The 14,106-nt window shown below is 34.3% G+C and carries 9 protein-coding genes; 6 read left to right on the top strand and 3 right to left on the bottom strand.

Translation table 11 applies throughout. The features are described from left to right. Positions 1 to 11: 11 nt before the first annotated feature. The 3 genes from ACZ0AH_RS17785 to ACZ0AH_RS17775 are packed head-to-tail and all read right to left on the bottom strand — an operon-like array spanning position 12 to position 2,912. Positions 12 to 1,064: a type III polyketide synthase gene (locus ACZ0AH_RS17785; protein WP_463477123.1), complete on the bottom strand. Its 1,053-nt coding sequence runs from the start codon at positions 1,062 to 1,064 to the stop codon at positions 12 to 14. Further along, positions 1,061 to 1,786 carry a methyltransferase domain-containing protein gene (locus ACZ0AH_RS17780; RefSeq protein ID WP_463477122.1) on the bottom strand — a complete coding sequence of 242 codons (726 nt, stop codon included), beginning with the start codon at positions 1,784 to 1,786 and terminating at the stop codon, positions 1,061 to 1,063. The genes ACZ0AH_RS17785 and ACZ0AH_RS17780 overlap by 4 nt, the downstream gene beginning before the upstream one ends. Position 1,787: 1 nt before the next feature. After that, on the bottom strand, positions 1,788 to 2,912 hold the full coding sequence (locus tag ACZ0AH_RS17775; RefSeq protein ID WP_463477121.1) for an NAD(P)/FAD-dependent oxidoreductase: 1,125 nt from the start codon (positions 2,910 to 2,912) through the stop codon (positions 1,788 to 1,790). 178 nt (positions 2,913 to 3,090) lie between these two features. On the opposite strand from ACZ0AH_RS17775, the gene ACZ0AH_RS17770 reads away from it, so the two are divergent. From ACZ0AH_RS17770 to ACZ0AH_RS17745, 6 genes are all read left to right on the top strand, one after another. Next, positions 3,091 to 4,032, top strand: a complete 942-nt coding sequence (locus ACZ0AH_RS17770) for an aldo/keto reductase (RefSeq protein WP_463477120.1) — start codon at positions 3,091 to 3,093, stop codon at positions 4,030 to 4,032. 90 nt (positions 4,033 to 4,122) lie between these two features. Beyond that, complete coding sequence (locus tag ACZ0AH_RS17765; protein ID WP_463477119.1) at positions 4,123 to 4,980, top strand: AraC family transcriptional regulator; 858 nt, start codon at positions 4,123 to 4,125, stop codon at positions 4,978 to 4,980. A gap of 154 nt (positions 4,981 to 5,134) precedes the next feature. Continuing rightward, positions 5,135 to 5,629 carry a hypothetical protein gene (locus ACZ0AH_RS17760; RefSeq protein ID WP_463477118.1) on the top strand — a complete coding sequence of 165 codons (495 nt, stop codon included), beginning with the start codon at positions 5,135 to 5,137 and terminating at the stop codon, positions 5,627 to 5,629. Between the two features lie 275 nt (positions 5,630 to 5,904). Continuing rightward, on the top strand, positions 5,905 to 7,530 hold the full coding sequence (locus ACZ0AH_RS17755) for a hypothetical protein (RefSeq protein ID WP_463477117.1): 1,626 nt from the start codon (positions 5,905 to 5,907) through the stop codon (positions 7,528 to 7,530). Between the two features lie 162 nt (positions 7,531 to 7,692). Further along, entirely contained in the window at positions 7,693 to 7,830 is a 138-nt protein-coding gene (locus ACZ0AH_RS17750) for a hypothetical protein (protein ID WP_463477116.1), read from the top strand. 95 nt (positions 7,831 to 7,925) lie between these two features. After that, positions 7,926 to 14,084 carry a M4 family metallopeptidase gene (locus ACZ0AH_RS17745; protein ID WP_463477115.1) on the top strand — a complete coding sequence of 2,053 codons (6,159 nt, stop codon included), beginning with the start codon at positions 7,926 to 7,928 and terminating at the stop codon, positions 14,082 to 14,084. The last annotated feature ends 22 nt before the right edge of the window (positions 14,085 to 14,106 follow it).

The raw sequence follows: 14,106 nt of genomic DNA, 5'->3' as shown, positions 1-14,106 counted from the left end.
TTCTCTAATAATTACCATTGTAATAAAACTCTTTGTGCCGAAAATCCTGGGCCAAAACTGAGCATTAAACCTTTTTCTCCCTGTTTTGGATTTCGATCCATAATTTGTTCTAAAACATACAATACGGTTGCACTCGACATATTACCATACTGTTTGAGAACTTCTTTTGTATCATCGATATTTTTGCCTAGTCCCGAAAAAAGTTCTTCTACCGTAGTAATGATTTTTTTTCCGCCAGGATGAAATATCATATGGTCAATGTCTTTAATTTCAAAATTATTTTTTTGGAGAAACGGATGAATAATAGCACCAAAATGAGAAGCAATAGTGTCCGGAACTTCTATGTCTAAAACCATTTGCAGGCCGCTGTTGGTAAGTTTAAAACCCATCATATGTTCTGCTTCATAAAAATGATACATTTCTTCATTTATTATTTCGGGACCATAATCGTCTTCGTGAGAAGATAATAAACAACAGGCAGATCCGTCTCCAAAAATAGCAGCACTTACAATGTTGGGCATCGAAAAATCGTCAAGCTGAAATGTTGCCGTTGGAGATTCTACTGCTATAACAGCGGCACGTTTTCCGGGATTTGCTTTCAGAAAATTTTTCGCATATATAATACCAGATATTCCCGCCGCACAACCCATTTCGGTTACCGGAAGACGCACAATATCCTGTCGTAATTTCATTTTATTGATGAGGTAAGCATCCAAAGACGGAATCATAATTCCGGTACAGCTTACGGTAATAATATAATCCAGGCTCTGCGGATCCCAATTTGCTTTTTCGAGTGCTTTTTGAAGCACTTGTTCGCCCAGAATAATGACTTCACGCGTATAAATATCATTTTTTTCTTCAAATGATGTGGCGGTAAAAACTTCTTCAGGATCCATGATCGAATACCTTTTGTCGACTGCAGCGCCTTCAAATATCTTTTTTACTTTTTTTATAAATCGTTCATCTTGTCCGTGCAGCCAGCCTTCCAGCATTGGAAGTATATCAGCAGTTGCACGCGAATATTTTGGAAGTTGCCTGGCAACCGTTACTATTTTTACACTCATCTTTTTGCAATTATCCACTGGTAGCGAAAAGCCCATTTCCAGTTTATGGTATAGTTTTTTAAATTTAGTTTTTTAGAAAATGCCACGAGTTCGTTTTTTTTAAATCCTCGCAGAATTGAAATCAGTCCGTCTTCGCGTGACATTCGGTTTAAATTAAAAATAACACAAATCAGTTCAAAAAGCCTGTAGGCTATTTTACTTCGATGCAAATCGTTGATAATGATGCCGATTTGAGCATTATTACTAAAGATACTAATTATTTTTAATATTTGTTCGTTGGTAAAATGGTGCAGCGTTAGGGTGCATAAAATAATATCATAGTTCATGGTTTTAAAATCTTCACTAAAAATATCCACACATTTGTATTCGATATTAGAATATTCTTTTGATAATTCTTTTGATAATTTTTTTGCATAATTGATGGTAAAATCATTGGCATCGATACCTGTAAGTTTAAAACTAAGGTTGTTTTTTTGACCAAATTTTGCCAGCATCCGAAGCATATCTCCATTTCCGCAGCCTATATCGGCTATTGTAATTGTTTTATTTTGATCAGATTGGTTTAATAATTTTTTTATTCCCTGCAGCGTAATATTATTCCCGCCGAGCAGTTGATTAATACGCGCAATTTGATCGAGAGCATCTCTTAATTCTTCTCCCTGCAGAGAAAAATCGTCCATTATTTCGGTTTCCTGTGTTCTGTATTTTGTGTTTACGGTCATTTTAGTTAATTGCTATTGGTTTACCGTGAGTTTGTCTGATTATTCCGGGTAGTATTTTAGGAAATGAAGCGACAGCCGAAACGAATATATTGGTTATTGTTTTATTGGTTAAGATTCGCGCGAGAACTCTGCCCATCAATATTCTTTTTCCAAAATGTTTATTCCATTCCTTTGTGTAATTTTTTTCTAATTGATTTCTGGAAATATTTTTAAGATAATAGGCTAAGATTAATTCTGATGCAATTTTGGCACTATGAATTGCCATTGCCATTCCGTTACCGCAAAGCGGATGAATAAGGCCTGCCGTATCGCCAATCATTATCATATGATTCTCTACAGGCTGTTTTTTTTCAAACGAAATCTGACTTATCGTTAAAGGTTTATCAAAAAGAGGCGTACTGTTTTCAAAAACAGCTTTAAGATGTTTGTTTTTATAAAGGACATTTTGCTGATAATCCTCAATGTTTTTATATTGCTTAAAAGTTGCGTAATCGGCCAGATAACAAATGTTTATGATATTATTTTCTACTTTGGAAACTCCGCAATAACCACCATTAAAATTGTGCAGCGCAACAACATCATTATCCAGATTACCGGCATAATGTGCTTTTACGGCCAACCATGGAGATTTTTTATGAAAAAAGTTACGATCTAAAACCTGATCTATATTAGAACGTTTGCCAAAGGCACCTAATACTATTTTAGCCGTTAAGATTTGCTCAGAAGTTGTAACAGTAAAAATATCGTTGCTGAAAGTCACATCAGTAACATTCTCCTTAATTACCGTACAATTGTTTGATATAGCTTTTTGATATAAAAAATCATCGAGCGCATATCTGCTGATACCAAATCCGCCGAGCGGAAGTTTTGCTGTTGCAGTTTTTCCGGTATTGGTGGTAAATTCAAACGTAGAGATTTTTGTGGGATAAAGTTCAGAAACATCGGCGCCAAGCCAATTCAGATAAGGCAAAATTTCATTCGAAATATATTCACCACAAACCTTATGCCTGGGATATTCGGATTTTTCGATCAGTATTACTTTCAAATTCTTTTGAGACAGATGAATAGCCGCTGTTAAACCAGCAAGTCCGCCACCTATAATCAATACCTCTGAATTTGTTTTCATATTACCAATTTAGGCATAAAATCTCAGCATTCCAATCTGGATTTAGTATAAAAATAAAATTTTATTCTAATTATTTTTTTACTTTATATAATTTAAATTTTCAATCACGGCTCTTTCTATATAAAATATAATATATACTTTTATCAACTGATACGAACTGACTAATACACCAAAAAATATGGATTCTCAAAACCAAAAAAACGGACTAAACCGACGTAGATTTTTACAAAACACCGCAGCTGTTGGAATTTACGCGGGGCTGTTTGGTATGCCCAAATTGTTCGCAAATGTTTTAATGGATAAAAATGCTGCAGATATTCCAAATGTTAAACTGAATAACGGCTTAAGAATGCCAATGCTCGGATTTGGAACTTATGGACTTAGAGGAGAAGTATGCCAGCAATCTGTAGCCGATGCCTTATCAGCAGGTTACCGCCTTGTTGACACGGCAAAAGTGTATGGAAACGAAGAGGCGGTAGGAAAAGGAATAAAACAAAGCGGGGTTAACAGGAAAGATCTTTTTATTACTTCGAAACTATGGGTTGATGATGCTGGTTATGAAAATGCTAAAAAAGGTTTTGAGGAGACATTGGCAAAATTAGGACTTGAATATCTTGATCTGTACCTTATCCACCGTCCAAGAGGCGATGTAAAAGGATCCTGGCAGGCAATGGAAGAACTTTATAAGGCTGGAAAAATCAAGGCTATAGGGATAAGCAACTTCGATTCAGATCAACTGACGGATCTTTTGTCTTATGCTAAAGTAAAACCGGCTGTGAACCAGATTGAGACACATGCTTATTATCAGCAGGAGAATGCGTATAATGTGCTAAAAAAGCATAATATCCAGATGGAAGCATGGGCGCCTTTTGCGGAAGGCCGAAACGGGCTTTTTACAAATGAAGTATTTGCTCAGATTGCCAAAAAACACGGCAAAACCGTTGCTCAGGTAAATCTAAGATGGCATTTTCAGCGTGGTGTTGTCGCTATTCCGAGATCTTCGCAAAAAGCACACATCGTAGAAAATCTTAACATATTTGATTTTAGTCTTGATAATGGAGATATGAAGGCGATTGAAAAATTGGACTTAAATCGTACACAGTTTCCGGAATGGAGCTAAAGCATGGCGTTTATTATATGCTTTAATCTGAAGAAGTAGAAAAATTAATCGTTAAACCGCTCTTAAAAGATTTTGTAACGGTAAAAATATATGATAAACGATTACAAAAAACACGATTTATATGGTAAAACACTGATTCAGAAAATTGAATTAACACCGCCGTTTAAATTTGATTTTCCGGTTACTGAACAGGCTTGTTTTTTATATGTGAAGCAAGGTGAGGTTGAGTATCAGATCGATGATGAACAGATAAACATTGCGACTCATTATTCGTTATTACTGAATTGTATAAATTCAGGCAAACAGCTGTACAATTCAAATTCAAAAAATAATTGTGAAATTGTAATTGTTACCTTTTATCCGGAGATATTAAAGAAAATATATGACAGGGAACTTCCGTTATTGCTTCAGAAACCCAAGAATGTCTTATCGAATAAATCAAGTGAAAAAATAAACAACGATTTTTTAATTCAGAAATACATCGAAGGATTATTGTTTTATTTTGAGAATCCATCTTTGATCAACGAAGATATCCTGGTTCTGAAAGTAAAAGAAATTATACTGCTGTTGTCTCAAACACAAAATTCAGACTCGATACAGCTGATATTATCGCAGCTTTTTTCTCCCACGACTTACACTTTCAAACAAATAATTGAAGCAAATTTATTTTCTCAGCTCACAATTGAAGAACTGGCACAGCAGAATAATTTGAGTGTGTCATCATTCAAACGTGAATTTTCAAAAATATACCACGATACACCGGCCAATTATATTAAGGCTAAAAAGCTTGAGAAAGCAGCCGAATTGCTTCAGGTTTCTGATCAGCGTATTACTGAAATAGCATTTGACTGCGGTTTTAATGATCTGGCAAATTTTACCAAAAGTTTTACCGGTAAATACAGCGTCAGCCCAACAAATTACAGACAGAAGCTGAATAACAAACCATAATGAAGACTCATTTTATATACGTTTGCAATATAGTTTTAAAAATACTTTTTTTGTGAACTAAATTGCCAAATAATTGGACTAATTGCCAAAACTAATCTCCTTGATCTATCGGAAGTTTGCGATGTATTTTCAAACAAATTTAAATCAGTATAAAATGGGATTATCAAGTTTAGGAATTTTTCACACTATCATTGGTGTTGCTTCAATTATAGCAGCGTTATCGGATTTTATCAAATACGGTAAAATCAATTTGAACGCATTATCCGGTAAAATATATTTTTACGGAACTATTGTTACTTCATTAACTTCATTAGGTATTTCAAAACATGGCGGTTTTAATCCGGGACATGTCTTTTCTATTTTTATAATTGTTCTTGTATTGGCAGCTTATTTTCTGAATTCAAAAAAGAAGAACAGCGGAAGGGCGCGTTATTTTGAAAATTTCTGGCTGTCCTTTAGTTTTTTCCTGTCTCTTGTTCCAACCGTTAATGAAACTTTTACCAGAGTTCCGGTAGGGCATCCGCTGGCGAAAGATATAAAAGATCCCGTAATTGGTAATACACTTCTTATTTTATTGGTGTTCTTTATTGCCGGATCAATATATCAGTTTAGAAAACAGCGGTTGATTAATAAAGCATTGGCGCTCTAAGTAAGAGATAGCCTGCTTAAAAAATAAACAAAAATTAGGGAACTGTCGAAGAAAGTTCTTTTTGAAAGGTCTGCCAAAAATAAAAAAGCCTTTAAAGCAATACTGTTTAAAGGCTGGCAAAAAGGTATAATTGATTTGTCAATTCTATGCAAGTGTTGTTTCCATTTAATAATCTATTGTAAATACATTATTTAAGAGATTTTACAACATACAGTTTTATTTCTTTTATGGCTTATTTTCTTTAATTTTGAATCCATCTTTATAGTTTTACAACGATGGCACGATTATTATCTTCCTTTCTTATTTTTTTTACCTTCATATGTTATTCTCAGTCTTCAACAAAAGAACTAATTGATAGTTTAAATAGAATTGAAGATCATGAGAAAAAGGTTGATCTGTGCCTGAAAATTGCGGCTGCACTTCAGGATTCTGATTGGAACAGAGCCATAAAATATCTGGAATTGGCTGAAATCGAAGCAAAAAAAGCATCGAAGTCAGATGAAATTTTAGCTAAAGTATATATTTCTGCGGGTAATATATACGATTCAAAAGATGTTCTGGACATTGCTTTGCAATATTATTTAAAAGCATATGAAATTTATAAAAGCACTAACAATGTTCAGGAAATTTCTAAAATAGAAAACAATCTGGCAATTGTTTATGCAGAAAGTAATAACCAGGAAAAAGCACTTCAGTTTTTTTTGCATGTCTATCAGTATCAAAAATCTAAAAAGGAATCTGATAAACTGGTTAAAATTTTAAACAATATCGGAACCATATATTTAGATAAAAATATAGACTCGTCTTTATATTATTTCCATAAGGCAGATTTAAAAGCCAAAACTTTAAAAAATGATACCTTAACAGGATACATTTATACCAATTTAGCAAGAGCTTACGCATTAAAGAAAGATAGAAAAAATACGGAGCTTTATTTTCAAAACGCTTTTTCCTTAATCAAAAACGTATCAGATAATTCTTTGAAATCCTTTGTATATGAGTCTTTTTCTGAATATAATTTAAAAGAAAAAAAGTTTGATGATGTCATTATAAATGCAAAAGAAGCTTTAGAATTAGCGAAAGAAAATGTCTATAGTTTTTCTGGACTGAAATTGAATAAAATCCTGTATGAAGCCTATTTAGGCAAAGAAGATTATAAAAGTGCGGCTTATTATTTTAAGCAGTATACCGCTATAAGTGATAGCATAAATATTGAGCAGAAAGCCGTAAATCTGGAAAGAATAAGACTGGAGCAGGATTATAAAGTTCGCAGCCAAATAAGAACTTTAGAGGAAGAGAAAAACCGATTTAAATTTTATGTAACAGGATTAATACTGGTTGTAGGGATTTTGATTTTGATTATTTTACTGATAAGATATCGAAATAAGAATATAAAAAATCAGCTCGAAAAACAAACATTAAATGCCAAACAACAAGAACTTAAACAAAGTCTTGAGGCAAAAAATATGGTTTTGGTAGGAAAAGCAATGTCAGAAATACGTCGTACAGATAATATCAATGAAATCCTGACCGATCTGAAAAAGATTAAACTTCAAACGGCAAACAAAGAAATGCAGCATGCTATTGATATTGTTTTAAAACGCCTCGAAAAAGATTTAAATGCAGATATCTGGAAAGAATTTGAAATGAGTTTTGAGCAGGTACATAAATCTTTCTTTGACAAACTTGCAGTCGACTATCCTTCACTTACCCCAAAAGACCGCAGATTGTGTGCACTGCTTTATTTGGATTTAACTACAAAAGAAATTTCTCAAATTACCGGACAATCTTATAAATCTATAGAAAGTGCCCGTGCAAGACTTCGTAAAAAGTTTGATTTAACCAACGAAAAAGTAAATATCTCTACTTATCTGAACACATTTAAATACAATCAATCATAAAATAATTTTTAAAGTAACTACTTGATTTATTTGTATTTATCTTAAAACGAATGTTTTTCTAGGGATGCATTTTTACCTGCGAAGGTTTTTGCATCAGTCTTTTTTTTCAGTACCTGATACTGTCATTCTATATTCGCCAAATCTATATATAAATAAGGTTTGATGAACACCAAGAAAAAGAATGAACCTGTTAAAAGTCTTGATGAACTTTTAGAGGAAGCAAAAACAAAGAAGAGCGCACTCTTAAAAATTTTAGAAAAAATAACAAAAGCAAATTCTAAAAATCAACCTCCAAATTGATTCTTAGAATTTGCTTTTGTGGTTTTCTATGAACCATTGTGGCGCTTCTAAACTCTTAACTAAACAAATCTTAATACTAATTTAAATTTTTAAAAATGAACCAGATTTACTCTAAACCGAGGTATTTGTTTCTTTTGTTGGGTTTCTTGGTCTGTTCCGTGGGAATGGCTCAGTCATCTTTACAAAAAAGCAAACCAGGCAATGTGCAAATGGCTGTACAATCGCCAGCCGCAATTCAAAAAAAGGCTCAAGTGTCTAAAAAGACGGCTGATCCGAGTGTAAGTGCAAGTAATGAATCCGATAATCAATTTCTTCCAAAAGAAGAAAAGAGAAAAGGAAAAGAACTTTCTAAACAAGAAAGTGAAGCAATTAAAAAAAGTGCCGAAGAAAGTAAAAAATTCTTTGGTCAAAAAGGAAATAATAGTACAGCTAAAGCAATGCCAAAGGACACGATCTCAAAAGTGAAATCTTTTGCTAAATCGGCTAATTTGAAGGTTCGAAATGTATTCGAAGTAAAAAAAGGAGATTTTGAATTATCAGGTTCTGATAAAATGCAGCTAAAATCGGTTTCGGATAAACACGGACGAACTTTGGCTACTTATCAGCAGTTTCATAATGCCATTCCTGTTGAAGGTGCGATTTATAAAGTCAGAGAGAATAAAACTAAAATTGATGCTTTTGGAGAAACAAGTAAAAAACTGCCGGCAAGCAGCAAATACAAAGTCAATTCGGCTCAGGGTTTAGACAATGCAATGAAACATGTGAATGCAAAAGAATATGTTTGGCAAAGCAAAAAAATGTCGGCATTAGTGAATCAGAAATTCAGCAAAAAGCCTGAAGGCGAGCTGGTTTATGTTGGACCTAATTATTCTTCCAAATTGAAAGAATATCACCTGGCGTGGAAATACGATGTTTTTGCGACTAATCCACAATCAAGTCAAACCATTTATGTTGATGCCGATTCCGGACAAATAATCCTGAAAGTAGCTTTAGACAGAGATGTTCATGTTGCGGGTCAAAGTACAAATGTTGTTCCGGATAATAATATTGGAAAAGGAAAATCACGTTATTCCGGTGATGTTACTTTTAATACAAAGCTATATCCTGAAGGTTACAAATTAGAAGCTTTACAAGGAAAATATAAAGTGCCAATGACTACCTTAAACATGAATCATTACGAGCATCCTACAGATGAAATACTTACAGAGTATATCGATGAGGATAATAACTGGAATGATTTGTATGATAAAGATGGAAATGAAGCCGCTATTGATATTCATTACGGAATTCAAAAAACAATCGATTATTACGAAGAAAAATTTGACCGAAATAGTGTTGATGATAAGGGAATGACCATTATTGGTCTGGCGCATTTGGGTAATAATGTTGAAAACGCTTCCTGGACTGGCGGATGGGCACAATTTGGAGATGGTTACGGTACTCCATATGTGAGTTTAGCCATTACCGGACACGAATTAACACACGCTGTTACACAATTTTCAGCTGATTTAATTTACGAAGGAGAATCTGGCGCGATGAATGAATCATTTAGTGATATTTTTGGTGTTTCTATTGAATTTTACTCAGGAAAAGATACCGAAAAAGATATCTGGATGCTGGGTGATGAATTATATTCTCACGGAAGTTTAAGAAGCATGGCCAATCCGAAAGCGCAAGGACAGCCGGATACTTACGGAGGTGAGAACTGGGCAGATCCTGCCGATACTTCATACGATAATGGCGGGGTACACGTTAACAGCGGAATTACCAATTATTGGTATTATCTTTTAGTTAAAGGTGGAGAAGGCGTAAATGACCTTAATGAAAGTTACAGCGTAAAAGGCCTTGGTCTTGCTAAAGCAGAAAAAATTGCTTACATGACTCTTACGGAATATTTAGCACCATCTGCTACTTTTAGCGATATGCGTCAGGCATCTTTATTAGCAGCAGAAGATTTATACGGAATTGGATCTGAAGAATACATTCAGGTTACAAATGCGTGGCATGCTATTGGAGTTGGACCCGCTTTTTCAGACAAACAATTTGCGATTTCTTCTATAGAAAATCCTACTGTAAGCTGCGGAACTCTAAAAGGAGATGAACCTTTTTATATTAAAATTAAAAATACTGGAGCTACAGTAATGAAAGCGAAGGACAGCATTAATTACAAATTGAGATTAATGGTGGCTGGTTTTCGTGGTACATTTTTTGACCTTTATGACAATACTGGTGCTGTTGCTCTGGATAAAGATTTGGGCATAGGTCAGGAAACCACTTTAAAAATTCAGGATTCTCTTCCGTACGAAGTAAGTGCAACTGATTTGAATTATGTAGAATTTAAACTTGATCTGAAACCGGTTGAAGAATTTGGAACTCAGGACGGAGTTTCGGTGATTTCGAGTTTCATTGTTGCGCCTTCACAACAAGATTATGATGTTAAAGTTTTAGGATTAAATCTTCCGGCATACACAGGTGGTGCATTGCCTGCAAATCATGCTTTATCGCTTAAACTGTATAATTTAGGCTGTCAGGATATTGTTGCCGGTACTAAATTAAAAATTGGATATTTAAATACTGCAGAAACGGATACAATTTGGAAAGAGGTAACTTTAAGTACTGATTTTGCAAGGAATTCAGAAATTACAATTCCTTTTGATGCTACTATTGATTTATCTAAAGCCGGATTGTATACCTATCAGTCATTTTTAGAATTTGATAAAGATCCGGTTGTTGCCAATAATAGTGCTACAGATGCAGTATACAATGGTATGGTTACACAGCTGCCGTATGATATGGCTTTTGAAAATACGCCTGGAGGATGGTATACAAAATCACTTAATGCAGTAGATCAAAAATTTATTTGGCAGCAAGCGCCTGTATCTATGAGAGATACTAACTCAAAATATGCATGGGCATGTGTACAATTTGGTGATGAAACCAGTAAAGTAGCAATTAATGCTGATTTTACATTAGAATCTCCAATATTTGATTTTACGAATGTAGCTTCTCCTTATGTAGAATTTGATTTGTATTACTTGTTTCACAGAGGATACGACGGTTTAATTGTTGAATATTCTGAAGACAAAGGACAAAATTGGAAAAAAGTGGCTGATGCTAATTATCCTACCGATCCTCATTACAATGAACTTGTTGAAGGTGATTGGTTTACCGGAATAAATACAATTAGATCAAAAGCACCTTACCAAATGCGTTTAAATGAATTGGCAGGAAAAAAAGTAGCGATTCGTTTCCGCGTTATTACTGATGATTATAATGATGGATTTTTAGGTGCTATGGTAGATAATATCCATGTAGGTGATGCACCTTATGATTTAGAGGTAGTATCTTCAAAAGTAAATGCCGGAGCTTGTACTGTTGACAATACGAATGTTACAGTAAATACTGCCATCATGAATAATTTTGCAAAAACCAGCCAGCCAGTTGTTATTACAACTAAAATTCTGGATGCGGATCAAAATGAAGTGTTCTCAAAAACAGAGAAAACAACTTTAGTGTTCACGAAATTTAGAGATACGATAACATTTTCTACGCCAAATATCAATTTGAAAAATATTGGAGAACATACGATTTCAGTTTCAGTTTTCCCTGAAGATATAGCCAAAGATGTTAAACCGTCAAATAATACGGTAACATTCTATTATGATAATTGGAAAAATGAAGATGAAAAAGTAACTGTTCTTCCATACAAAATGAATTTTGAAGATGACAGTAAATACAAAGGCTGGAGAACTTTCGAAAATAAAAATGCCGACGGATGGAAACAAGGATTACGTGATGATTTAGGTTCTCCGGGATGGTTCATTGACGACCATACTCATTTTATGGCGAGTAATGATGACAAATGTAATTGTGATTCTTCAAACGATATGTTGGTTTCGCCGGTATTTGATTTGACAAATTACAAAGAAGCTTATTTATCATTTGATGGTTTTGGAGATAGTTTAGAGCTTTCTGACGGATATGTAAAAGTAAGTACTGATGGTGGTAAAACATGGACAGAAGCCTATCATTTGCCATACTATGGAGCTTGGGCGCCTTATCATGTAGATTTAAGTGCTTATGCAGGTAAATCCTGCGTTCAGGTTGCCTTTGTACACAATGACAATGGATTATATGCAAGCGGATTTGCAGTAGATAACATTGAACTTAAAGATACGAAAGAATCTATTGGATTATCGAATTTAAGTGTTGCTGAAAAGGTTTATGAAGATGCTCCATCTCATGAATTTTTTGTAAGTGCCATGAATTTAGATTATAAAACAATCGATAAAGTTAAGATCGAATATCAAATTTCTAAAAACGGAACTGCCGTTGGCGCTCCGGTTGTAATAGAAAAAGCAGATCCTATATTAGAAAGTGAAACGATTGTTTCTAAAATTGATGGTCTTCCAAAATTGGATGCCGGAAATTATGAAATTAACGTAAAAGTAATTGCAGACGGTACATCAAAAGATCAGGCACAAAGCATTAAAGGAACATTCCAGGTTGTTGATAAAGCACCGGAATTGACTTTAGAGAATTTTTCAACTGTAGGCGAAGGTTCATTATTTGGTACAAATGGCTATGTATCGAATCAAAGTGATGAAAATTATCCATGGAGAAATGTTACAACGCCTGATAATGAGAATTTATCAGTTCCGATGGCAGATCATACCGGAGATAAATCGGCATTGATGCTGTACAGCCAATTAGAAAATTTATCTTATGAAAGTGAATTGATTTCTCCAGTGTATAAAGTATCAGACAAAGCAACAGCTTTAGAATTCTATTATGCAATGCAGAGTAATTACAACGATGCTTTATTTGTTGAAGTAAAAACTTTGGGTGGCGAATGGACTGAAATTTGGAGAAACACCAGACAAGGTGTTTATGTTGATGAGGAATGGTTAAAAGCAGATATTAATTTTACTAAATACGCAGGGAAATCGGTTATGATCCGTTTTAGACATGCAAAGGCAGACGGTTACTCGTACATGGTTTTGGATGATTTAAAAGTAATTGCTGAACCAGTTTTAGATGTCTCAGTACAAATTTTATCTCCAAAAGATATTTGCGGTGCGGGCGATGTTAAAGTGAAATTAACAAACGAAGGGCAAGTTGTCATTGCAGCAAATGCGATTCAATTAGGACTGGAATATATGAATACAGGCGAAACTACTTCAGAAACGGTAGGAGCAGCAATTCCTGTTGGAGGAAGTATCGAATATACTTTCAAAAAACAGCCTAAATTGGATAATTCAGGCGATTCTGATGTGTTTACTATTGAGGCAAATCTTGAAAATGATCTTATTACAAAAAACAATGTAATTAAGAATTATGTGTATCAAAATGTATCGTCAAATTTCAAAATATTTGATAATGCGGTAGTGCACGGTTATGCCGGTAAAAGTTTTTATATAGATGCCAGGAATAATTTCCTTGAAAGTGAATTAAACGTTGCATCGTATAAATGGAATAACGGCGTTACTACAAGTGGTATCGATGTAACTGAAGCAGGTGATTATACTGTAACGGCTGTATTGGAAAATGGATGTACAGTTTCAGAAACCGTAAAAGTGGTCTTTGATAATTTTGAGTCTAACTTACCAAGCGGAAATATTTGTGGTCCGGAAGTGACTTTAACTCCTGGAGATTATGCGGCTTACGAATGGTTTGACGGTTCTACAAATCCAACTTATGTTACTACAGAAAGCGGTGATTATTATGTAACTGTTTACAACGAAAACGGATTGGGTAAAATTTTAAGAACCAGTATTTCGGTTCTTGAAAATGAGGTTCCGGAAATTCAGCCTTTAGATGAAAATAAATTAGTGGCTTCGGCAGATGCAACATCTTATCAATGGTATTTAAACGGAAGACCGATTCCAAATGCAACTCAAAAAATGGTGGCCACTATTTGGGAAGGAAGTTACAGTCTTGAAGCAACAAATAGCAATGGATGCAACAGCATGTCTAAACCAATTGAATCAAAAGGTCTGATTATTGGCAAGTTAACGAATTCATTCAGAGTTTTTCCTAACCCGGCTGCTGATAATGTAAATATCTTCCTGACAGATAAAATTGACGGTAAAACCGAGATTAAAATTTATGCAATGGATGGAAATACATTATGGAGCAAAACGTACACGAGTATTCCATCGAATATTAATGTAAGTGAGTTGAATACGGGAGTTTATATTTTAGATTGTACAGTGCAAGGGAAAAAATATACTGCTAAGATTATTAAAAAGTAACAAAAAATAAAGATTTGACAGC

Source organism: Flavobacterium sp. AC105, assembly GCF_979258495.1.
The sequence above is the reverse complement of the archived record's forward strand: the minus strand, read 5'-3'. Positions and strand labels throughout refer to the sequence as shown.